Source organism: Streptomyces cylindrosporus, assembly GCF_022698165.1.
GTDB classification, from domain to species: Bacteria; Actinomycetota; Actinomycetes; order Streptomycetales; family Streptomycetaceae; genus Streptomyces; species Streptomyces cylindrosporus.
The window spans coordinates 1-19,950 of the sequence record NZ_JALDAY010000020.1; the positions used below are offsets into that span (position 1 = coordinate 1).

A 19,950-nucleotide genomic window follows, 5' to 3' on the forward strand; every position below is an offset into this window, starting at 1 on the left:
GTGGGGCGGGGGGCGGGGTGGCGGGGGGGGGGGGGGGGGGCGGGGGGGCGGGGGGGGGGGGGGGGGGGGGGGGGGGGGGGGGGGGGGGGGGGGGGGGGGGGGGGGGGGGGGGGGGGGGGGGGGGGGGGGGGGGGGGGGGGGGGGGGGGGGGGGGGGGGGTTTGGGGGGGGGGGGGGGGTGGGGGGGGGGGGGGGGGGGGGGCGGGGCGGCTGGCAGGGCGGGGCGGCTCGGGGCCTGAGGCCGCCCCGGCCCGGCCCCGCCCCCAGCGTGCCCCCCCGGCTACCGCTACCGCTACCGCTTCAGCTCCGCGTAAGCCTCCTCGCTGCTGTCCTTCAGGAACTGCCAGCAGCGCTCCGTCTCGTCCTTCTCGTCGATCGCGCCCGCGGCCCGTGCGAGGGCGGCCAGGCAGCGCAGGAAGCCGCGGTTGGCGCGGTGGCTCCAGGGGATCGGGCCGTGGCCCTTCCAGCCGGCCCGGCGCAGGGCGTCCAGCCCGCGGTGGTAGCCGGTGCGGGCGTAGGCGTACGACTCGACCACGCGGCCCGCCTCGAAGGCGTCGTCGGCGAGCATGGCCCAGGCCAGCGAGAACGTGGGGTACTTGGCCGCGACCTCGGCCGGGCTGCGGGACTCCTCGCCGAGCAGGCGGTACGCCTCCTCGTTCTCCGGCAGATGGGTCGGGTCCGGGCCGCCGAGCAGGTTCGTGTGAGTGGTCATGGGTGCAGTCTGCCACCGCCCACCGACACCCCTTCACCGCCCACCGACACCCCCGCCGCCCCCGGTGTGACGGGGTCGTGCTTGCCGTCCGCCGCCGGATTGCGGAGGATGCCGGTGGGGACCGGGGCCCCCGTGTCGGTAACGGCAGGGGCGGACCGCTACCCGGAGTACAGCAGGAGACAGCGATGTCGTCCCATGAGGCTCAGGAATCGCAGGAGCCCGAGACCCCGCATCTCGATTTCGCCGGCACCACGCCGTACGAGGACTACGTCAAGGCGGACGTGCTCACCCACCTCCAGCACACCCTCTCCGACGATCCCGGAGAGATGGTCTTCCTGGTCACCACCCAGGTCATGGAGCTGTGGTTCACCGTCATCGTCCACGAGTGGGAGACCGCCGCACGGGCACTCCGCGAGGACCGCGTGCCGGTCGCGATCGACGCCCTCAAGCGTTCCGTACGGGAACTGGAGGCGCTGAACGCCTCCTGGCGGCCGCTCGGCCAGCTCACCCCGGCCCAGTTCAACTCGTACCGTTCCGCCCTCGGCGAGGGCTCCGGCTTCCAGTCGGCGATGTACCGCCGCATGGAGTTCCTGCTCGGCGAGAAGTCCGCGTCGATGCTGGTCCCGCACCGCGGCGCCCCCCGCGTCCACGCCGAACTGGAGAAGGCCCTCGCGGAGCCGAGCCTCTACGACGAGGTGCTGCGCCTGATGGCCCGCCGCGGCTGCGCGATCCCGGACTCGGTCCTGCACCGCGACGTCACCCGGCGCCACGAACCGGACGAGGCCGTCGAGCAGGCCTGGACCGCGATCTACGCGGGCGACGAGAACGCCGAACTCGCCCGCCTGGGCGAGGCGTTGACCGACGTCGCCGAACTGGTGTGGCGCTGGCGCAACGACCACCTGGTCGCCACCCGCCGGGCCATGGGTGCCAAGCCCGGCACGGGCGGCTCGGCCGGCGTCGCCTGGCTGGAGAAGCGCGCGCAGAAGAACGTCTTCCCCGAGCTGTGGACGGCGAGGTCCCATGTCTGAACTCCTCGTACGTGCGGAGAAGTTGGACGCCTCCGACGAACTCGCCGCCAAACGCGCCGAGTTCGTCCTCGACGAGACGGTCTACCTGGACGGCAACTCGCTCGGCGCCCTGCCCGCCGCCGTCCCCGACCGGGTCGCGGACGTCGTACGACGCCAGTGGGGTGCCCTGCGTATCCGGTCCTGGGACGAGAGCGGCTGGTGGACGGCGCCCGAGCGGATCGGCGACCGGATCGCCCCGCTGGTCGGCGCGGCGGCCGGCCGGATCGTGGTCGGCGACTCGACAAGTGTCAACCTCTTCAAGGCACTTGTGGGCGCGGTACGGCTCGCGGGGGAGGGCCGCGACGAGATCGTCGTGGACGCGACGACCTTCCCCACCGACGGCTACATCGCCGAGTCGGCGGCCCGCCTGACCGGCTGCACCCTCCGCCCGGTCACCCCCGCGGAGGTCCCCGAGGCCCTGTCCGCCCGAACGGCCGCGGTCCTCCTCAACCACGTCGACTACCGCACCGGCCGCCTGCACGACCTGCCCGCGCTCACGGCCGCGATCCACGCGTCCGGCGCGCTCGCCGTCTGGGACCTGTGCCACAGCGCGGGCGCGCTGCCGGTCGGCCTGGACGAGCACGGGGTCGACCTGGCGGTCGGCTGCACCTACAAGTACCTGAACGGCGGCCCGGGTTCACCGGCGTACCTCTACGTCCGTCACGACCACCAGGCCCGCTTCGACTCCCCGCTGCCCGGCTGGAACTCCCACGCGGAGCCCTTCGGGATGCGGACCGACTACGAACCGGCGGCGGGCGCCCTGCGCGGCCGGGTCGGCACGCCGGACATCCTCTCGATGCTGGCCCTGGAGGCGGCGCTGGAGGTCTGGGACGACGTCCCGATCGAGGCCGTACGGGCCAAGTCCCTTGCGCTGACGGACTTCTTCCTGGAGTGCGTGGCGGAGTACGTCCCGCCGGGCCGGGTGGAGTCCCTGACGCCGGCGGCGCACGCGGAGCGGGGCAGCCAGGTCGCGCTGCGGTGCGACGAAGCCGGGCCCGTGATGAAGCGGCTGATCGAGCGGGGCGTGGTCGGCGACTTCCGCCACCCCGACGTCCTGCGCTTCGGCTTCACCCCCCTGTACGTCGGGTTCGCGGACGTGGAGCGGGCGGCGCGGGTCCTGGCGGAGACGCTCAGCCCAGCACGCGGCTGACCAACTGCCCCACACCCTGCACGGCGGCGGCCACGGCACTCACGCCGCTGGCCCCCGCCGTCAGCGAGGTCAGCAGGCTGCGTACGACGGTCCGGTTCGGCCGGTCGCGGCGCAGCTGGGTGGCCAACTCGTCGGTGTCGTCCTGCAGTTGCCCGGAATTGGGGAGGGCGGCGGCGTATCGGGCGAGCAGCTGCTGCAACTCGTCGAGACGCCGCTGGAGTTCGACGGTGTCGGCGGACGGGGCGCCCGAGCTCCAGGACACCTGGTTGTTGCTGCCGCCGACGATCTGGCCGCTGTTGTTGTTCGCCACGATGCGGTTGTCGCTCACGAGGTTCTCCTCCGTTGTCCCGGACGGGCTCAGCCCTGCGCCGGAGCCCGGCCGCCGCCGCCCTGGCCCGGCCCCGGGTTCACCCGGTTCCGGTGGCCTCCGACGACCTGGCCCCGGTTGTTGTTGGCCCAGATGCGGTTGTCGTTGTAGTTGTTGTTGATGTTCTGCTGGAACCGCAGGAAGTTCTCCGAGTCGATCCCCTTGGACTCCAGGAAGTCGCCGATCGTGTTCATCAGGTGCTGCTCCGTCGTGCGCATGATCCGGCTCGCGTCCTGGTCGACGAAGTGATGCCCGAACTCCTCGCCGCACGCCAGCTCCCGAATGCTGTGCTCGGCGCCGTAGTCGAAGACGTACTTGCCCCGGATCGTGCGCCGTTGCCGCGCCCGGTACGAGGACGCGGCCAGGGCCGCCGAGCCCCGGCGCAGTACGCCCCGCGGCGCCCACAGCAGCGCGGACGGCACCCGGAACAGCGCCGAGCCGAGAGCCCGCAGCGCCGCGCCGACGGCGGTGCGGCGGGGCAAGTAGTCGACGCCGTAGTACTCGTTCCGCATCGGCACCAGCGCGTGCGCCGACCACTCCAGGTACAACGTGCCCTCGACCTGCACCGCCCGCATGTACATCGTGAGCACCAACTGGCCGCTCCATGCGGGCACTTCGATGCTCACGTACGACCGTCTGGTGGCGCTCAGCCCGTCCGGCATGCCGCGCATGAGGGGGACGGGGATCCGGGTGACCGGCGGGCGGAGGGGGTCCGGGAGCAGGTTCCGGTCGCGGGCCACGTTCTGGCCGTCGACGAACAGCCGCTCCTCGACGCGCAGATCGGCCAGGCCCATCCGCCGGGCGGCGGTGACGAGGACCTCGTAGAGCTCGCCGTTGGTGAAGCGCTGCGGGGTGCGGCGGCCGCGGCCGTCCGAAAGGAGCATGCCGCGGCGGATGTCGATCGGTGTGTCCCACTGTTCGAGGAGGTAGCCGCTGCCCGCGAACGGCGAGTAGTGGGAGCAGACGATCACGTTCCCCGCCGGCCGCTCCGCCACCGCCGCCAGCCGCGCCCGCGCCCGTCCGCTCATCGCCTCCGGCGCCTGTCTCGGCTCGAACCGCCCGTGCTTCAACTTCCGCCGCAGCACCAGGTGTTCGGTCACCCAGAAGTCCACCGCGAGAACCAGCCACGCCACTCCCAGCAGCAGTCCGCCGAGCACCGCGTACCGCTGCCACCAGCCGTCGAAGTCACCGTTCCCGAGGGCGTCCTTGTTCCCGAGCGCACCCAGCGCGAGCGTCGCGAGCAGCGTCAACAGCACGCCCAGCAAGGTCAGATCACGCGCCAGCCGCCGCCGGCGAGCGGACAGCGCCCAGCGCGTCACCACCCCGAGGTCGGCACCGAAGACGGGCGCCAGCGCCCGATAGGGCTCGTCGACGACCTGTCGTACGACCAAGTCCGCGAAACCGGGGTCGAGTTGGGTCGCCGCGGCGAGATAGCGCGTCGTGGCCGACCGGGCGTCGTCGGAGGTCGGTGGCGGCGGCGCGTGCCGGGGCGGCGGATCCGGCAGCGGCGGACCGTCCGGATCGCCGTGCGCGGAGCGCCGGTTGCGGTAGGAGTGCAGATGGGTTACGTCCGTGATGGTGTCGCCCTGTGGCTGTGGCTGTGGTGGTTGCTGCTGAGGCTGATGGAACGTCAACTCCAGGGACCCGAACCGCAGTCGGTCCCCGTCCTGCAGCCGCACCGGCGTGCCCGGCTCCAGCCGCCGCCCGTTGCGCAGCACCCCGTTGCTGGAGTGGAGGTCGTTCAGCCACACCCCGTCGCTGCCCAGGCGCAGTTCGGCATGGCGTTTGCTCACGTCGGGCGAGCTCAGCCGGATGTCCCCGAACCGCCCCACGATGTGCGCGGCCCGCGTCAACGGCCAGCGCGTGCCCGCGAGATGCGCCGGCTGCTCGACGACCAGACAGGGCGAACCGCCCCCGCTCCCGGCCCCCGCCGACGCCGTACTCCCTGCCATGGGGCATCGACCCCTTCCCCCGTGTCCCCCGTGTCCCCCGTGCCCTGCGTTCCCCGTGTTCCGTGTCGCCGAAGGCCGGATTCCGGGGGATTGCGTCCATGCTCCTCACGCGCCCGCGTACACCGCAATTCGTCAAATTTGAGGGTGGTGGAGGGGTGCATTCCGCGCTATATGGCGACGGGGTCACCCCACGGGTACGGAGGTGGGGCCCGGCAGAACCGTTTGCCCCTCACCGAGCGTGACATCCCCGTGTCCGCGCACGTCACGGGCCTGGTACCGTCCCCGCCAACGGCCGATACCCACCTGGTCCGCCAACATAGTTACGTCGCTGAGAGGTTGGAGCATGCCGGACGACGACGCCGCAGCAGCCCGGGCCGCCGCCGAGGAGGAGTCGGCGTTCTCGCACCCTGCGGTCGACCCCGACGCGACCGCCGCGTACGGCGGCCACCCCGACCAGCTGATCGACTTCTACGCCCCGCGCGTCCAGGACCCCTCCGGCGCGCAGGCCCCGCTGGTCGTCGTCCTGCACGGCGGCGCGTGGCGGGCCCCGTACGACCGCCGCCACATCTCCCCGTTCGCGGACTTCCTGGCACGGCGGGGCTTCGCGGTGGCGAGCGTGGAGTACCGGCGGGGACCGGGGGAGGAGGGGGTCGCGATTTCGGCGCAGAGTGGCGGGACGGCCAACGGCGTCGGTACCGGCACGGGCACGGGCACTGGCGCCGGTCCCGTCGCAGGACGCTGGCCGGAGACCTTCGACGACGTCGCGGCGGCGGTCGACGCGCTGCCCGCGCTCGTACGGGAAGCCCTCCCGCAGGCGGATCCGCGCCGCATGCTGATCACCGGGCACTCGGCCGGCGGCCACCTGGCTCTCTGGGCGGCGGCCCGCCATCTACTGCCCGCGGACGCACGTTGGCGCAGCGACCGCCCGGCTCCCCTGCGCGGAGTCGTGGCCCTCGCCCCGATCGCCGACTTCGAGGTCGCCGACAAGCTGAACGTCTGCGGGGGCGCTGCGCGGCAACTCCTGGGCGGGGAGGCTCACTTCGCCGAACGCCGCCCGTACGCCGACCCGGCGCTCCTGCTCCCCACGGGCATCGCGACGACGCTGGTCCAGGGCCGCACGGACGTGGTCGTCCCGCAGGCGGTCGCCGAGTCGTACGCGGACGCGGCGGCGAAGGCGGGGGAGGTGGTGGGCCTGACGCTGCTGGAGGAGGTGGGCCACTTCCCCCTGATCGACCCGGCGGCGGACGCGTGCGCGGTGGTGGCGGAGGAGATCGCCCAACTGGCCTGGTGAGCAGCCCCCGGACTGCCGTCCCCGGGCCCCCTTTCATACCCGTAGTACTTGAGAGCTACATCCCGGAAGAGCTCCCAGGCGGGACGCGGACGACATCCGCAGCTCCGTAACTTCCCATCCAGACAAGCCCGATGCCCGGGCGAACTGGAGGGGAGACGACGGTGGGGCTCACGACGGGGGACTTGGAGACGTACGGCGCTGAGCGGCCGTGCAGTAGGCGCAGCGCCGAGCACCTGGGCGACGCACGCAGCGGCGGGCACCCGGACCCGCATAGCTGCGGGCAGTCGTGCCGCTTGGGCGGCGCCCGTCCCAAAGAGAGCGGCACCCCGCCAGCGCGGGCGAGCGAAACCCCGGCACGCCAGCCCCAACGCCCCGCACCCACCCAGCCGACGGCAACCGCACCCACCCAGCCGACGGCAACCGCACCCACCCCCCGCCGCCCACGCCACCCCCACCGCCTACGCCGGACAACCCTCGCCGCCCTCATAACCGCCGCCGTAGTCCTCCCCCTCTCCGCAGCCACCCGCCCCACCATCCCCGCCCCACCCCCCGCGACCCTCACCACCCCCCTCACCCCCTCCACCCTCGACACGGCCTACAAGGCCAACCGAGCCAACGCCGCCCAGGCCGCCGCCATGGCCGCCGCCCACGGCGACCACAAGCGCGCCGCCGCGGACCACACCCTCGCCTCCCCCTCCCACCACCTCCTCCACTTCGACGCCCGAGGCGCAGGCCAGGTCACGGAGGTCTTCGGCGACCTCGCACACGCCACCCGCGTCGCCGTCCTGGTCCCCGGCTCCGACACCTCCATCGACACCTACCCCCGCTTCCGCGCCACCGCCCTGTCCCTCCAGTCCCGCCTCACTCGCACCGCCCCCAAGGACACCCACACAGCAGTAGTCGCCTGGCTCGGCTACAAGACCCCCGCCACGATCAGCCCGACCGTCCTCACCTCCGGCCGAGCAGCCCAAGCCGCCCCCCACCTGCGCGACTTCATCGCCACCCTGCACACCGTCACCACCCCCATCACCCGCATATCCCTCCTCTGCCACTCCTACGGCACAGTCGTCTGCGCCCAGGCCGCCCCCCACCTCGACGTCTCCGACATCGCCCTGGTCGGCAGCCCTGGCACGGGCGTGGACAGGGCCGCCGACCTGCACACCCGGGCCCGCGTCTGGGCGGCCCGCGGTGCCGACGACTGGATCGCCGAAGTCCCGCACGTCCGCACCGACTTCTTCGGCACGACCGTCGGCTTCGGCACCGACCCCGTGTCCCCGGCCTTCGGCGCCCGCGTCTTCGCGGCCGGCACCGGCGGCCACAGCGACTACTTCGAACCGGGCTCGGTCTCCCTGACCAACCTCGCCCGGATCGTCCTCGGCGAGACGAAGGAGGTCGGCCGTGCCTGAGTCCAGCAGCATGCGCCGCGCATGGCACGGAGTACGCCACGGGATACGGCACGGCGCCGACCGCATCGACGCCGCCACCCCCGCCGACCGCGACCGAGCCGTCGACGCCCTGCGCGCCTTCGCCATCCTCGGCGTGGTCATGGGCCATTGGCTGGTCACGGCCCTGGTGGCCGACGGCGGCACCCTGCACACCGCGAGCCCGCTCCAGCACATGCCCTGGCTGGCCCCGATCTCCTGGGCGTTCCAGACCCTGGCCGTGTTCTTCCTGGTCGGCGGCCATGTGGCGACCCGCAGTCACGCCTCGGCCCGCGCCAACGGCACCCCGTACCGCACCTGGCTGACCGCCCGCCTGTCCCGGCTGTTCAAACCGGTCGCCGCCGTCCTGGCCCTGTGGACGATCGCGACGACCGCCCTGCTCCTGACGGGCACGGAGTTCGAAACGGTCCGCACGCTCGCCAAACTCGCCCTCTCCCCGCTCTGGTTCCTCGTCGTCTTCGCGGCCCTGACCGCGGCCACCCCGCTCCTCACCCGGCTCAACCCCCTGTGGCCGCTGGCCGTCGTCCTCCATGTGGACCTCCTCCGCTTCGGCCTCGGCGCCCCGCAGAGCCTCGGCTGGCTGAACCTCGCGGCCGGCTGGCTGGTGCCGTACACCCTGGGCGCGGCCTGGACCCGCGGTGAGCTGGAGCGCCGGCGCTCGGGCTGGGTCCTGCTCATAGGCGGTACGGCGGCGACGGCAGGGCTGGTGGCCTGGGCCGGCTACCCGGCCTCGATGGTCGGCGTCCCGGGCGCCTCGGTCTCCAACCTCAACCCGCCCACCCTGGCCGCCGTCACCTTCGGCCTGGCCCAGTGCGGCCTCGCCCTGCTGCTGCGCGAGCGGCTGCGCCGTACGATGCGACGCCCGCTCGCCTGGACGGCCGTGGCCTTCGTGAACCTGTCCGCGATGACGATCTTCCTCTGGCACCAGACGGCCATGATGGCGACCACGGCCACCGGCCTCCTCGCGGGTCACCTGCCCGGTCTGCACACCCGCCCCGACGGTGTGGTCTGGGTGGCGTACCGACTGGCCTGGCTCCCGGCCTTCGCCCTGGCGCTCACCGTCTGCTGGGCCGCCTTTCGGTCCTATGAGCACGGCCGCCCCGGCCGGCCGGGACGCTCGCGCGTCGTCCGGGCGCAGCGCTCGCCGGATCGGGCGACACCGGTGAGGGCGCGCCGTGTCTAGGGTGTTGCGTGTGACGGAGACGGGGACCCAGCGCGTGCTCGCGAGCCGCGCCGAGCGCTGGCTGCGGATGCTGCGCGACGACCTGTGCACCGTCCGCGCCGATCCACTGCCCCCGTCCAAGTGGCTGCGCTGGCTGCCGCACGGCATGCTGTGCCTGACCGCGTTCGGCATCGTGCTGGGCGGCACGGCACAGCTCCAGGACAACGGACATCTGGGCGCCAACGGCTTCCTGATCGCGCTCGCGCAGGGCGGCGCCGTGGTGCTCGCGATGTGGCGGCCGATCCCGGCGTGGTGGGTGTCGACGGGGGCCACGGTCGTGGGTGCTCTTGCCGTGCACGGCAAGTTGGGCATGGACGACGGGTCCGGGTTCACCTGGCCCTGGACAGCGGCCGGGATCATCGCCCAGCTGGCTGTGCTGCTGCTGGTCGCTCTGCGGGTCCGCACCAGGGTGTCCGTCGAGGTGCTGGTCATCACCGCGCTGGTCACGTACCTCTTGGAGGGCGTGTGGGGTGCGGCGCACTACCAGCCCACCGGCGTGATCACCATCGCCCTGTCCACGATCGCCGTGGTGCTCGGCATAGCGGTCCGCGGCCGCCGCGAGGCCCGCGCGGAGCTCGGCCGGCAGGCCTCGCTCACCGCCGAGGAGCGGGCGCGGCGCACGCTGCTGGAGGAGCGCAGCCGTATCGCGCGCGAACTGCACGACGTGGTCGCCCACCACATGTCCGTCATCTCCATCCAGGCGCAGGTCGCCCCGCACCTGGTGGAGAACCCGCCCCCGGAGCTCCGGGAGAACCTGGACGGCATCCGGGCGAACGCCCTGGAGGCGCTCGCCGAACTGCGCCGCGTCCTCGGTGTGCTGCGCTCGGAGAGCGCCGACGCGGACGCGCCGGCCGACGCCGCGTTCGACCCGCACAGCCCGCAGCCCACCCTCGGCCGGCTGGACATGCTCGTCGAGAACACCCGGGCGGCAGGGCTGACCGTCACCGTCCAGACCGTCGGCGACGTCCGCCCGCTGCCGCCCGGCCTGGAGCTGTCGGCGTACCGGATCGTGCAGGAGGCGTTGAGCAACGTCCTGCGGCACGCGCCGGGCGCGAGCGCCGAGGTCAGGGTCGAGTACCACCTCTACGGCCTGCGGGTGTCGGTCACCAACACCCGCCCCGACCGGCCCGCCCCCCGGTCGCCCGGCGCGGGACACGGCCTGCTCGGCATGCGGGAGCGCGCCTCGATGCTCGGCGGCGAGCTGAGCTCCGGCCCGACGGAGGAGGGCGGCTACCGCGTCACCGCCTTCCTCCCGGTCCAACCGCTCCCCGAAGGCCTGGAGTACTCCGGCGAGTACGGCATCCGGTACATCTTCCCCGCCGACTCCACGGACTCCACGGACTCCACGGAGTCCGCAGACTTCACCGACCCTTCCGACCCCGAGGACGCCCCCTGATGACGAGCAGTCCCATCCGCGTACTCATCGCCGACGACCAGCAGATGGTCCGGCAGGGCTTCACCGTGCTGCTCAACACGCAGCCCGGCATCGAGGTCGTCGGCCAGGCGGTGGACGGCCAGGAGGCGGTGGACCGCGTGCGTGAACTCTCCCCGGACGTGGTCCTGATGGACATCCGCATGCCGGAGCTGAACGGCATCGAGGCCACCCGCCGCATCACCGGCGAACGCCCCGACATCAGAGTGCTCGTGCTCACCACCTTCGATCTGGACGAGTACGTGTACGAGGCGCTGCGGGCCGGCGCGTCCGGGTTCCTGCTGAAGGACGCGTCCGCGGAGAAGCTCGCCGAGGCGGTACGGGTGGTGGCGGCCGGAGACGCGCTGCTCGCGCCCGGCATCACCCGGCGGCTGATCGCCCAGTTCTCCCGGCTGGACGACAGACCCCGTGCCCCGTTGAAGGACCGCGTCGGCGACCTGACCGAGCGCGAGACGGAGGTCCTCTCGCTGATCGCGCAGGGCCTGTCGAACGCGGAGATCGCCGAGCGCCTGGTCGTCGCCGAACAGACCGTGAAGACCCACGTGGGCCGCATCCTCGTGAAACTTGGCCTGCGCGACCGCACCCAGGCGGCGGTGTTCGCGTACGAGTCGGGGCTGGTACGGCCCTCGGGGTACTGAGCGGTGCCGGTACCCATGTACCCGTAGTACCTGAGAGGGAGGTCGCAGGACCATCCTCACTGGTGACGACCGCGACCTCGGCCCCCGCCTACGGTTTTCATGTGAACGAGACGACCCAGACGCAGTCGACGCCTCCGGAGCCCCCGGACGGCGTCTTCGAGCCGTACAAGCCGCGCAGCCCGGAGTTCCGGGCGTCCATGGAGGCACTGCGAGGACTGCGGCAGGACCTGTTCCAGGACGCGTTCGCCTATCGGCCGTTGCCCCCGATGAGGACGTACGGCCGGTTCACCCGCGGGCTGAAGGGTCGGATGCGGGAGTACGCGGCCTGGAGGGCGCACGCCGCGATCGTCGCGGCGGGGCTCCTCGCGATGCTGATCGCCTCGAACAGCGCCGCGATCGGCGCTCGGGAGAACGTCTTCCTCGGCCTGCTCGCGCTGGCCCCCGTCCTGCTGACCCTCGTCCGGCCGGTCGGCGCGTTCTGGCTGTCGATGGCCGCGACCCCCGTCGCCGCCTTCCTGGGCACCGACTGGGACAGCGAGTGGCCGTGGCTCCCGGGCGCCTTCGCCTGCCAGCTGATGGTGCTCACGATCGTGGCGATACGCACCAGGCCGCGGACGGCGGCATGGATGTGGGTGCTGACCGGTGTGTACGGCCTCGCGGCGCAGAGCGTCGGCGGCCACTACTTCGGCTCGAACACCGTGGAGCTGCTGTTCCTCTCCGCGATCGCTCTCCTCGCCGTCACCGTCTGGCACATCCGCCGCGAGGCCCACCAGGAGGTGACCGCCCAGCAGACAGTGACCGAGCACGAGCGTTCCCGGCGCACGCTGCTCGAGGAGCGCACGACGATCGCCCGCGAGCTGCACGACGTGGTCGCCCACCACATGTCGGTCGTCGCCATCCAGGCGGAGGCCGCCCCCTACCGGGTGGAGAACCCGCCGCCGGAGCTGGAGAAGGCGTTCGCCACGATCCGGGAGAACGCGGTGGCGGCGCTCACCGAGCTGCGCCGGGTCCTGGGCGTGGTCCGCGCCGAGGACTACGAGGCCCCGGACGCCCCGCAGCCCACCCTCGCCGACCTGGACGGCTTGCTCGCCAACGTGCGGGAGGCGGGCCTGAGCGTGGACAAGACGGTCACCGGGGCGATACGTGAACTCCCGCAGGGCGTCGAGCTGTCGGCGTACCGCATAGTCCAGGAGGCGCTGAGCAACACCTTGCGCCACGCCCCCGGCGCCGGTGCCCGCGTGGAGGTCGCCTACGTCCTCGGCGGCCTGGGCCTGCGCATAGTCAACGGCCGGACACCCAACCCGTCCCTGGTGAAGCCCTCGCCGGGAGCCGGCCACGGCATCACCGGCATGCGGGAGCGCGTCACCATGCTGAACGGCGAGATGACGGCGGGCCGCACGGACGAGGGAGGCTACGAGGTGGCGGTGTTCCTCCCGGTCGCCGCACCGAACGAAGGAGAAGCATGACGATCCGCGTCCTCATCGCGGACGACCAGATGATGGTGCGCGAGGGCTTCTCGGTCCTGCTGAACGCGATGCCGGACATCGAGGTGGTCGGCGAGGCGGTCAACGGCCGAGAGGCGGTGGACCGTGTCCGCGAACTCTCCCCGGACGTGGTCCTGATGGACATCCGCATGCCGGAGCTGAACGGCATAGAGGCGACGCGCGAGATCGTAGCCACCGACACCACGGCCAAGGTCCTGGTCCTCACGACCTTCGACCTCGACGAGTACGTCTACCAGGCCCTGCGCGCCGGAGCCTCCGGCTTCCTCCTGAAGGACTCTTCGGCCCGCCAACTGGCCGACGGCGTAAGGGTGGTGGCGTCGGGCGAGGCCCTCCTGGCTCCCTCGGTCACGAAACGCCTGATCACGGAGTTCTCGAAACTCTCCGACGCCCCCCGCCCCATGCAGTCGGCCCACGCGGCCTATGGCGACCTGACCGACCGAGAGACGGAGGTCCTGGTCCTGATCGCCCAAGGCCTTTCGAACGCGGAGATAGCGGAACGCCTGGTCGTGGCGGAGTCCACGATCAAAACCCACGTCAGCCGCATCCTGGTCAAACTGGGCCTGCGCGACCGCACCCAGGCGGCGGTCTTCGCTTACGAGGCGCGGCTGGTGACACCGGGCTGACGCCGACTGCGGCCGCCGAGTCAGGGCTGGGCGCCCACGAGAGCGATGGCGCGTGTCTCGGGCACTCCCAGCATCAGCAGGCTCGTGATCGTCGCGGCTCGGGCGCCGGGGGTCCCGTTCGACAGGTCGCTGTCGGCGATGGCGAACACGACGCCGTAGGCAACCTGGCTCAGAGTGTCCGCCGGCAGGTGCCGTGCGAACACGTCGGTGTCCTGACCCCGTTTCACGAGGTCGGCGAGGAGCTCGTCGACGGGGCCGAGCAGGGCGTGGATCGCCTCGCCGTACTCGCCGCGGCGCAGCGCCAACAGCACTCGGTACCGGTGCGCCACCGGCCAGAGACGGGCGATGAATGCGACCCATGTCGCGTCCGCTTCCGCGCCGGAGGCCTCGACTTCGGTGAGCACGGCTGTCACCTCGGTGACCGCCCGTTCCGTGAGCGTCCGAACCAGGTCGAGGCGCGAGGGGAAGTGGTCGTAGACCGTGCGACGGACGACGCCGGCGGCCGAGGCGATGTCGCCCATCCCGGCGTCGGGGTTCTCTCCCAGTACGTCGAGGGCGACGTCGAGGATGCGATCGCGTGTCTCTCTCATGGAGCGCGCACGGGAGGACTCGGTGGACATCGCCCCAGTATTGCACACGGGTGTACAGTGAAATGGACTGCACACCAGTGTGCAGTGGAGAGCTGCGCTGAGCTTCGAAGCGCAGGAGAAGAGGAGAAGGCAATGACCGCATCGACGCCGCCCGCCTCGACCCTCGTCCGCCCGTTCACCGTCTCGATCCCGGAATCGGAGATCGACGACGTCAGGCAGCGGCTGGCCCGAACCCGGTGGCCGGATCCGGAAACGGTGGGCGACTGGTCCCAAGGGGTTCGCGTGGAGAACGCCAGGTCTCTGGTCGAGTACTGGGAGCGCGGCTACGACTGGCGGCGCCTGGAGTCCGAACTCAATCGCTTCCCCCAGTTCCTGACCGAGATCGACGGACTGGACATCCACTTCATCCACGTCAGGTCCAAGAACCCCCACGCGATGCCGCTGATCCTCACGCACGGATGGCCGGGCTCGATCCTCGACTTCCTGAAACTGATCGGCCCGTTGACCGATCCGGTCGCGTTCGGCGGAGACGCCGCGGATTCGTTCGACGTCGTCGTCCCGTCGCTCCCCGGGTTCGGGTTCTCCCAGAAGCCCACGGAGACCGGGTGGACCGTGTCGCGCATCGCAAGCGCATGGGTGGAGCTGATGAAACGGCTCGGCTACACGAGTTGGGCCGCGCAAGGCGGCGATTGGGGTGCCATGGTCACCACCGCTCTCGGGGCCATGCAACCCGAGGGGCTCCTCGGCATCCACCTGAACACCCAGTACGCCTTTCCCGCACGGATACCCGACGACCTGTCACCCGAACAGCGCGATGCCGTGGAGACCCTCGCCCTCTACGCCGGCGAACTCGGTGGGTCGAACCACCTCCAGGGCACGAAGCCGCAGACCGTCGGATTCGCCCTGGCGGACTCTCCCGTCGGCCAGGCGGCCTGGATCTACGAGAAGTTCCAGACCAAGACCGACAACCAGGGGCTCGCCGAGGACGCTCTAGGCATCGACGACATGCTCGACGCGATATCCCTGTACTGGTTCACCAACAGCGCGGCGTCGTCCGGCCGCATCTACTGGGAGAACAGAGCGCTCACTTTCGCCGGCCCGAAGGTGACGCTTCCGGTCGCGGTGACCGTCTTCCCGAGGGACATCCCGCGCGTGCCGCGCAGCTGGATCGAAGACACGTACAGCAATCTGATCCACTACGGCGAGGCCGACAAGGGCGGGCACTTCGCGGCCTTGGAACAGCCCGAGACCCTGGTCGCCGAAATCCGCACCGGCCTGCGCGCCCTTCGTTCCTGACGGAGGCTTACCAGGCGTTCGAGTCTCCCGCGGGCGGTCGCGGGGCCGCCGTCGCGTTGAGGCCGTCCAGGAGCAGGTCGAGGCCGGCGATGAACTGGTCACGATCGGCGTGGTCGCGCAGGTGCTGGGTGGTGCGGGTCAGGAAGGGGTAGTCGGCCGGGTCGAGTTCTTCCCAGCGTCGGGCGGTCCGGGCGAGGAAGTCCTCGCGGCTGACGGTCGCGTCGTGGGTGGGGCGCGGGGCGATGATCTGGGCGCTGACGCCGGTGATGTAGTAGGAGATCGCGGTGGCGACCGTGAAATGCCGTTCGGCCGGCAGTCCGGTTCGTGCGACCAGGGTGCCGACGCGGTCGAGCAGGCGCAGCGCGTTGGCCAGCGTGGGCGGCGCGGAGACGTGGGACGCCGCCCACGGGTGCCGGTCGAGGGCGTCGAAGACGGCGACGGCAAGCGCGCGCAGCCCGGAGGCGGCGTCTTCCTCAAGGCTCGGGTGCGCGGCGAAGGCGTGGCCGAGCACCTGATCGGCGGCCAGGTCCACCAGTTCGTCCTTGTTCGACACGTGCCAGTACAGCGCGCCGGTCCCGGTGTTCAGCTCTTTGGCCAGCAGCCTGAAGGTGAGCCCCCGCTCGCCCAGCTCGTCCAGCAGTGAGACGGCCGCGCCGACGATCACCTCTTGTGAGAGGGCGCCGGCCCGCCCGCCGCTGGGTGCTCTTCCTCGCGTCCGCTGCATGACCTCATTTTGACACACCCTGGACCGGCGTTCCATATTGCTTATGGAACGCCGGTCCATATGGATGCCGGGCGCGTGCCCGACGCTGCCCCGTGGCGGAAACGAGGAAGCCATGAACACCAGCCACCACCCCATCGCCATCGTCGGCGCCGGCCTCGGCGGCCTGACTCTCGCGAGGGTCCTGCACGTCCACGGCATCCCGGCGACGGTCTACGAGGCCGATCCCTCGGAGCAGTCCCGCACGCAGGGCGGCCAGCTCGACATCCACGAGGCCGACGGGCAGCGCGCACTCGCCGACGCCGGCCTCACCGACGAGTTCCGCGCGATCATCCACGAGGGCGCCGAGGCGTCGCGTGTGCTCGACCAGCACGGCAAGCTGCTGTTCGACGCCCCCGACGACGGCGTGGGGCGGCGTCCCGAAGTGCTCCGCGGAGACCTGCGCCGCATCCTCCTCGACTCCCTGCCCGGTCGGACGGTCCGGTGGGGACACAAGGTCACCGGTGTCCGGCCCCTCGGCGACGGCCGGCACGAGCTGGCCTTCACCGACGGCACGACCGTGACCAGCGGCCTCCTCGTCGGCGCCGACGGCGCCTGGTCGAAGATCCGCCCACTGCTCTCCGACGCCGAACCCCGGTACACCGGCACGACGTTCATCGACATCTACCTGTACGACGCCGACGAGCGCCACCCCGCGGCGGCTGAGGCGGTCGGTGCCGGCGCGATGTACGCACTGGCTCCGGGCCAGGGGATCGTCGCGCACCGCGAGGCGGGGAATGTCCTGCACACGTACGTCGAGCTGAAGCGCTCCGCCGAGTGGTTCGCCGCCATCGACTTCACCGACGCCGCCGCCGCGACCGCCCGGATCGCGGCGGAGTTCGACGGCTGGGCCCCGGAGCTCACCGCGCTGATCACCGACGGCGAGACCGCTCCGGTCGCCCGCCCGATCCACGCACTCCCGGACGGACACCGATGGGAGCGCGTGCCCGGAGTGACGCTCCTCGGCGATGCCGCACATCTGATGCCGCCGTCCGGTGACGGCGCGAACCTGGCGATGCTCGACGGCGCCGAACTCGGCAAGGCGATCGCCGCTCACCCCGACGACGTCGAGGCGGCTCTCACCGCGTACGAAGAGGAGCTGTTCACGCGCACCGAACCCTTCTACGCGGAGGCGCACGCCATGCTGAACCTGATGATCGGCGACACCGCACCGTACGCATTCCTCGACCTCTTCACCGCCGCCGACCGGGCCGCGTGACATCAGACATCAGCAGCACCTGACAGCAGAGGCCACCTTGCGCACACACGAGACCGACGACGGCATGGGCTGGACGCCGACGTGGACCCAGGCCATGACCGACTTCCGCGGTGAGGACGACGAGCCGCCCTTCGACGATGTCACCGTCCGCATGACCGTGCCCGCGAGCATCGGCGGCAGCGGAGTCCGGGTGGAGCTGTCCAATCGCTTCGGGGACGGCCCCGTTCGCATCGCACGCGGTGCCGTCGGAGTCGGCGGACGGTTCGTCGAGATCTCCGTCGACGGGCAGTCGTCGATCGAGATCGCGGCCGGCGCATCGCGGTGGACCGACCCGGTCGACCTGACCGTCAGCCACGGCGACGAGATCGTCGTCGATCTGTACCTGCCCGAGTCCACGCCCTACACGTCGGCGAACGGATTCACGCTCGACCGCTCCCTGCCGGGCGACTTCGTGGGATCACGCGAGTTCCCGCTCGAAGGACCGACGCCGGTGGAGGCCACCACCAACACCGGCACCGAACCCGATCCCGATCCCGACGGGACCGGCTGGTCCCTGCCTCCGGGAGGTCCTTTCCTGCGTACCGTCGAGGTGGCCGGAGCCGAGGCGAGGGCGGTGGTCGTATGCCTCGGGGCCTCCAGTACGGCGATGGGGTGGCCGCAGTACACCGCGGCCCTGCTTCCCGCTGATGCCGGGATCGCTGTCCTCAACCGAGGAATCGCCGGAAACCGGATCCGACTGGACGCACCGCGGACGAACCCGTCCTGGGGCCGGGCCGGGCTGTCCCGATTCGATGAGGACGTACTCGCGACCCGCGGCGTGACGCACCTGGTGATCGCCTACAACAGCAACGACTGGAGCCTTCCCGGCAGAATCACGCCGAAGGACGAGATGCCGACCTTCGCCCAGCTGATCGACGGTTACCGAGAGCTCGTCGACCGGGCCCGGACGGCAGGCCTCACCGTGCTCCTCACCACCGTCACCCCGCTCGCCCCAGACATCGCGGGCGACCCCGGCCGAGAAGGCCTCCGCGTTGCGGTCAACGAGTGGATCCGCACGTCAGGGTACGAATTCGTCGACTTCGACGCAGCGATCCGCTCCGAGGCCGACCCTTCCCTCCTGGAAGACGCATACGCCGCCCCCGACCACACCCATCCCAACATCAACGGCTCGAAGCGCCTTGCACGGGCGATGGCGGAAACTCTTGCCCGGTTGCAGTGATGAGGTCCTGGGCGTCGTTGACCTCCCAGGCGCGGTCCACCCAGATACCGAGCTGTTCGTAGTCCCGACAGGACAGGACGTGCTCGCGCACCTGGTCCGAGACCTCCAGGCCACGCCGTTCCAGCAACATGATCACGGTCCGGGCCCGCTCTTCTTCCCGGCCTTCCTCGCGGCCCTCTTCACGGACTTTCTGGGCCGCCTCGGAGCGGAAGAAGATTTCCATGGTGCTCATCAGTTGCCTCCAGATCTCGACGGCGGGGGAGCCCGTGAGACCGGCCTCCACGTATTCGGCGTAGACGACGGCTTCGTCGGGATTCGTCTCGTTGAGTGCCTGGGCCAGTCCCGTCAGTATGCCAGCGTGCGCGGGATCACGGCCATGGACCAGGCAGGACAGCACCCACAGGGAGATGTCTCCGGCCGCAGTGGCGGCGTCGCTGATCACGGGTACGCCGGCGGGGCCGAGGACCAGCGGCTGCGCGATCAGCGACGGGCGCCCAGGGAAGCCGGAGGCGACCGGCTGGGAAGCCCATCGCTCTGTGGCCGGGTCGTCGGTGAGGACGATCAGCACGGCGTCGGCCTCGTAGCGCACACCGAGATAGCCCAGGTAGTACGGCCAGGACCGGCGCTTGTCCGGGTCCGGCTTGCCCTGGGACTCCAGGGCGACCACGTACCGTCTGTCCTCCGTGTCGAGCCGGAACAGCGAGTCGACCCGTCTCTCCATGGGAAGCAGCTCGGTGACGGTTGTATCGAGCGGTGTGATCGCGATGACCGGCCCCACGGAGAGGCCGAGGAGTCGCTGCATCGCGGTGACGAGCAGTTCGGTGTCCTGCTGGAAGACCTGGTGCAGGGATTCGTGGTGCGGGCTGACAGCCATGGTGGGGACGCTAGCTTTCGGCGCGGGGCAAGATCGGCGGAAGGTTTCGGGGTCACTCGTACGAGGGGTGGGCGTCAGGCCGTGGCCAGTTGGCACCAGACGTACTTGCCCCGGTTGCCGTTTCTGGACTGCGGCTGCCAGCCCCAGACGTCGGAGCAGGCGCGGACCAGGGCGAGGCCGCGGCCGTTCTCGGCGCAGGTGAGCTGATCCAGCGCGAGGGGAGGGTCGGGTGGTTCGGGGTCCGCGTCCCACGCGCCGATCCGCAGCACGCCGCCGGACCAGCGGAGCCGTAGTGCAGCGGGGCCCGTTGTGTGGCGTACGGCGTTGGAGATCAGTTCCGCGGCGAGGAGTTCGGCGGTGTCGACGAGGTTGATCAGGCCGTGCAGGGTGAGGATCAGGCGGAGGGTGCGGCGACAGACGGTGACGGCTCGGGGGTCGTTGGGGATGGAGAGGGTGTACTCCCAGGGGGCTGGCGGTTCGGTTTCGGGCATGCGGCAACTCCGGTTCGCTGGTGGGGGATTGGCGGTGGCATCGCCGGGGCCGTCATGGCAGGACGGTACGGTGCACTTCCGCAGCGTGTGCGTTGCGTCAC

Annotated in this window: 19 protein-coding genes; 12 read left to right on the forward strand and 7 right to left on the reverse strand. The window is 71.5% G+C overall.

The window, feature by feature from the left end; translation table 11 throughout:
• Positions 1-291: 291 nt before the first annotated feature.
• On the reverse strand, positions 292-711 hold the full coding sequence (locus tag MQP27_RS46555; protein ID WP_242777310.1) for a DUF3151 domain-containing protein: 420 nt from the start codon (positions 709-711) through the stop codon (positions 292-294).
• 185 nt (positions 712-896) lie between these two features.
• Here MQP27_RS46555 and MQP27_RS46560 point away from each other — a divergent pair, with 185 nt between their 5' ends.
• Together MQP27_RS46560 and kynU are read left to right on the forward strand one after the other, a co-directional pair.
• A complete protein-coding gene (locus MQP27_RS46560; RefSeq protein WP_242777312.1) occupies positions 897-1,739 on the forward strand; it encodes a tryptophan 2,3-dioxygenase family protein in 843 nt (280 codons plus the stop codon).
• Positions 1,732-2,928, forward strand: a complete 1,197-nt coding sequence (gene kynU, locus MQP27_RS46565) for a kynureninase (RefSeq protein WP_242777314.1) — start codon at positions 1,732-1,734, stop codon at positions 2,926-2,928. The genes MQP27_RS46560 and kynU overlap by 8 nt, the downstream gene beginning before the upstream one ends.
• Here the strand turns inward: kynU and MQP27_RS46570 are convergent.
• A complete protein-coding gene (locus MQP27_RS46570; RefSeq protein WP_242777316.1) occupies positions 2,909-3,256 on the reverse strand; it encodes a DUF5955 family protein in 348 nt (115 codons plus the stop codon). The two genes, kynU and MQP27_RS46570, sit on opposite strands and share 20 nt — an antisense overlap.
• Positions 3,257-3,285: 29 nt before the next feature.
• A complete protein-coding gene (locus MQP27_RS46575; protein ID WP_242777318.1) occupies positions 3,286-5,247 on the reverse strand; it encodes an FHA domain-containing protein in 1,962 nt (653 codons plus the stop codon).
• A 343-nt stretch (positions 5,248-5,590) separates the two neighbouring features.
• Between MQP27_RS46575 and MQP27_RS46580 the strand changes: the two genes are divergently transcribed.
• The 7 genes from MQP27_RS46580 (at position 5,591) to MQP27_RS46610 (ending at position 13,400) form a co-directional block, all read left to right on the forward strand.
• A complete protein-coding gene (locus tag MQP27_RS46580; protein ID WP_242777320.1) occupies positions 5,591-6,538 on the forward strand; it encodes an alpha/beta hydrolase in 948 nt (315 codons plus the stop codon).
• Between the two features lie 293 nt (positions 6,539-6,831).
• Positions 6,832-7,944, forward strand: a complete 1,113-nt coding sequence (locus tag MQP27_RS46585) for an alpha/beta hydrolase (RefSeq protein WP_242777321.1) — start codon at positions 6,832-6,834, stop codon at positions 7,942-7,944.
• A gap of 10 nt (positions 7,945-7,954) precedes the next feature.
• Positions 7,955-9,163 carry an acyltransferase family protein gene (locus tag MQP27_RS46590; protein WP_242777597.1) on the forward strand — a complete coding sequence of 403 codons (1,209 nt, stop codon included), beginning with the start codon at positions 7,955-7,957 and terminating at the stop codon, positions 9,161-9,163.
• The gene (locus MQP27_RS46595) at positions 9,156-10,598 is read left to right on the forward strand and encodes a sensor histidine kinase (protein WP_242777324.1); all 1,443 of its coding nucleotides are present in this window, start codon (positions 9,156-9,158) and stop codon (positions 10,596-10,598) included. The genes MQP27_RS46590 and MQP27_RS46595 overlap by 8 nt, the downstream gene beginning before the upstream one ends.
• On the forward strand, positions 10,598-11,272 hold the full coding sequence (locus tag MQP27_RS46600) for a response regulator (RefSeq protein ID WP_242777326.1): 675 nt from the start codon (positions 10,598-10,600) through the stop codon (positions 11,270-11,272). The genes MQP27_RS46595 and MQP27_RS46600 overlap by 1 nt, the downstream gene beginning before the upstream one ends.
• Positions 11,273-11,373: 101 nt before the next feature.
• On the forward strand, positions 11,374-12,738 hold the full coding sequence (locus MQP27_RS46605) for a histidine kinase (RefSeq protein ID WP_242777328.1): 1,365 nt from the start codon (positions 11,374-11,376) through the stop codon (positions 12,736-12,738).
• Positions 12,735-13,400 (forward strand): response regulator, encoded by a 666-nt coding sequence (locus MQP27_RS46610; RefSeq protein WP_242777330.1) that lies wholly within the window; start codon positions 12,735-12,737, stop codon positions 13,398-13,400. The genes MQP27_RS46605 and MQP27_RS46610 overlap by 4 nt, the downstream gene beginning before the upstream one ends.
• A gap of 20 nt (positions 13,401-13,420) precedes the next feature.
• Here the strand turns inward: MQP27_RS46610 and MQP27_RS46615 are convergent, their stop codons facing one another.
• On the reverse strand, positions 13,421-14,020 hold the full coding sequence (locus MQP27_RS46615; protein WP_242777332.1) for a TetR/AcrR family transcriptional regulator: 600 nt from the start codon (positions 14,018-14,020) through the stop codon (positions 13,421-13,423).
• Positions 14,021-14,122: 102 nt separating this feature from the next.
• Here MQP27_RS46615 and MQP27_RS46620 point away from each other — a divergent pair, with 102 nt between their 5' ends.
• Positions 14,123-15,286, forward strand: coding sequence for an epoxide hydrolase family protein (locus tag MQP27_RS46620; RefSeq protein WP_242777334.1), 1,164 nt, complete (start codon positions 14,123-14,125; stop codon positions 15,284-15,286).
• A 7-nt stretch (positions 15,287-15,293) separates the two neighbouring features.
• Here the strand turns inward: MQP27_RS46620 and MQP27_RS46625 are convergent, their stop codons facing one another.
• Complete coding sequence (locus MQP27_RS46625; RefSeq protein ID WP_242777336.1) at positions 15,294-16,010, reverse strand: TetR/AcrR family transcriptional regulator C-terminal domain-containing protein; 717 nt, start codon at positions 16,008-16,010, stop codon at positions 15,294-15,296.
• Positions 16,011-16,122: 112 nt separating this feature from the next.
• Between MQP27_RS46625 and MQP27_RS46630 the strand changes: the two genes are divergently transcribed.
• Together MQP27_RS46630 and MQP27_RS46635 are read left to right on the forward strand one after the other, a co-directional pair.
• Entirely contained in the window at positions 16,123-17,265 is a 1,143-nt protein-coding gene (locus tag MQP27_RS46630) for an FAD-dependent oxidoreductase (RefSeq protein WP_242777339.1), read from the forward strand.
• A gap of 37 nt (positions 17,266-17,302) precedes the next feature.
• A complete protein-coding gene (locus tag MQP27_RS46635; RefSeq protein WP_242777341.1) occupies positions 17,303-18,484 on the forward strand; it encodes a GDSL-type esterase/lipase family protein in 1,182 nt (393 codons plus the stop codon).
• On the opposite strand, the gene MQP27_RS46640 is transcribed toward MQP27_RS46635, so the two are convergent.
• Together MQP27_RS46640 and MQP27_RS46645 are read right to left on the reverse strand one after the other, a co-directional pair.
• Entirely contained in the window at positions 18,426-19,358 is a 933-nt protein-coding gene (locus MQP27_RS46640; protein WP_242777343.1) for a hypothetical protein, read from the reverse strand. The genes MQP27_RS46635 and MQP27_RS46640 overlap by 59 nt on opposite strands.
• Before the next feature lie 74 nt (positions 19,359-19,432).
• A complete protein-coding gene (locus MQP27_RS46645) occupies positions 19,433-19,849 on the reverse strand; it encodes an ATP-binding protein (protein WP_242777345.1) in 417 nt (138 codons plus the stop codon).
• Positions 19,850-19,950 lie beyond the last annotated feature (101 nt).

Coding starts and splice junctions, on each gene's coding strand:
- MQP27_RS46555 (WP_242777310.1), bottom strand. CDS start 711: ATGACCACTCACACGAACCTGCTCGGCGGCCCGGACCCGACCCATCTG.
- MQP27_RS46560 (WP_242777312.1), top strand. CDS start 897: ATGTCGTCCCATGAGGCTCAGGAATCGCAGGAGCCCGAGACCCCGCAT.
- kynU (WP_242777314.1), top strand. CDS start 1,732: ATGTCTGAACTCCTCGTACGTGCGGAGAAGTTGGACGCCTCCGACGAA.
- MQP27_RS46575 (WP_242777318.1), bottom strand. CDS start 5,247: ATGGCAGGGAGTACGGCGTCGGCGGGGGCCGGGAGCGGGGGCGGTTCG.
- MQP27_RS46580 (WP_242777320.1), top strand. CDS start 5,591: ATGCCGGACGACGACGCCGCAGCAGCCCGGGCCGCCGCCGAGGAGGAG.
- MQP27_RS46590 (WP_242777597.1), top strand. CDS start 7,955: ATGCGCCGCGCATGGCACGGAGTACGCCACGGGATACGGCACGGCGCC.
- MQP27_RS46600 (WP_242777326.1), top strand. CDS start 10,598: ATGACGAGCAGTCCCATCCGCGTACTCATCGCCGACGACCAGCAGATG.
- MQP27_RS46610 (WP_242777330.1), top strand. CDS start 12,735: ATGACGATCCGCGTCCTCATCGCGGACGACCAGATGATGGTGCGCGAG.
- MQP27_RS46615 (WP_242777332.1), bottom strand. CDS start 14,020: ATGTCCACCGAGTCCTCCCGTGCGCGCTCCATGAGAGAGACACGCGAT.
- MQP27_RS46620 (WP_242777334.1), top strand. CDS start 14,123: ATGACCGCATCGACGCCGCCCGCCTCGACCCTCGTCCGCCCGTTCACC.
- MQP27_RS46625 (WP_242777336.1), bottom strand. CDS start 16,010: ATGCAGCGGACGCGAGGAAGAGCACCCAGCGGCGGGCGGGCCGGCGCC.
- MQP27_RS46630 (WP_242777339.1), top strand. CDS start 16,123: ATGAACACCAGCCACCACCCCATCGCCATCGTCGGCGCCGGCCTCGGC.
- MQP27_RS46640 (WP_242777343.1), bottom strand. CDS start 19,358: ATGGCTGTCAGCCCGCACCACGAATCCCTGCACCAGGTCTTCCAGCAG.
- MQP27_RS46645 (WP_242777345.1), bottom strand. CDS start 19,849: ATGCCCGAAACCGAACCGCCAGCCCCCTGGGAGTACACCCTCTCCATC.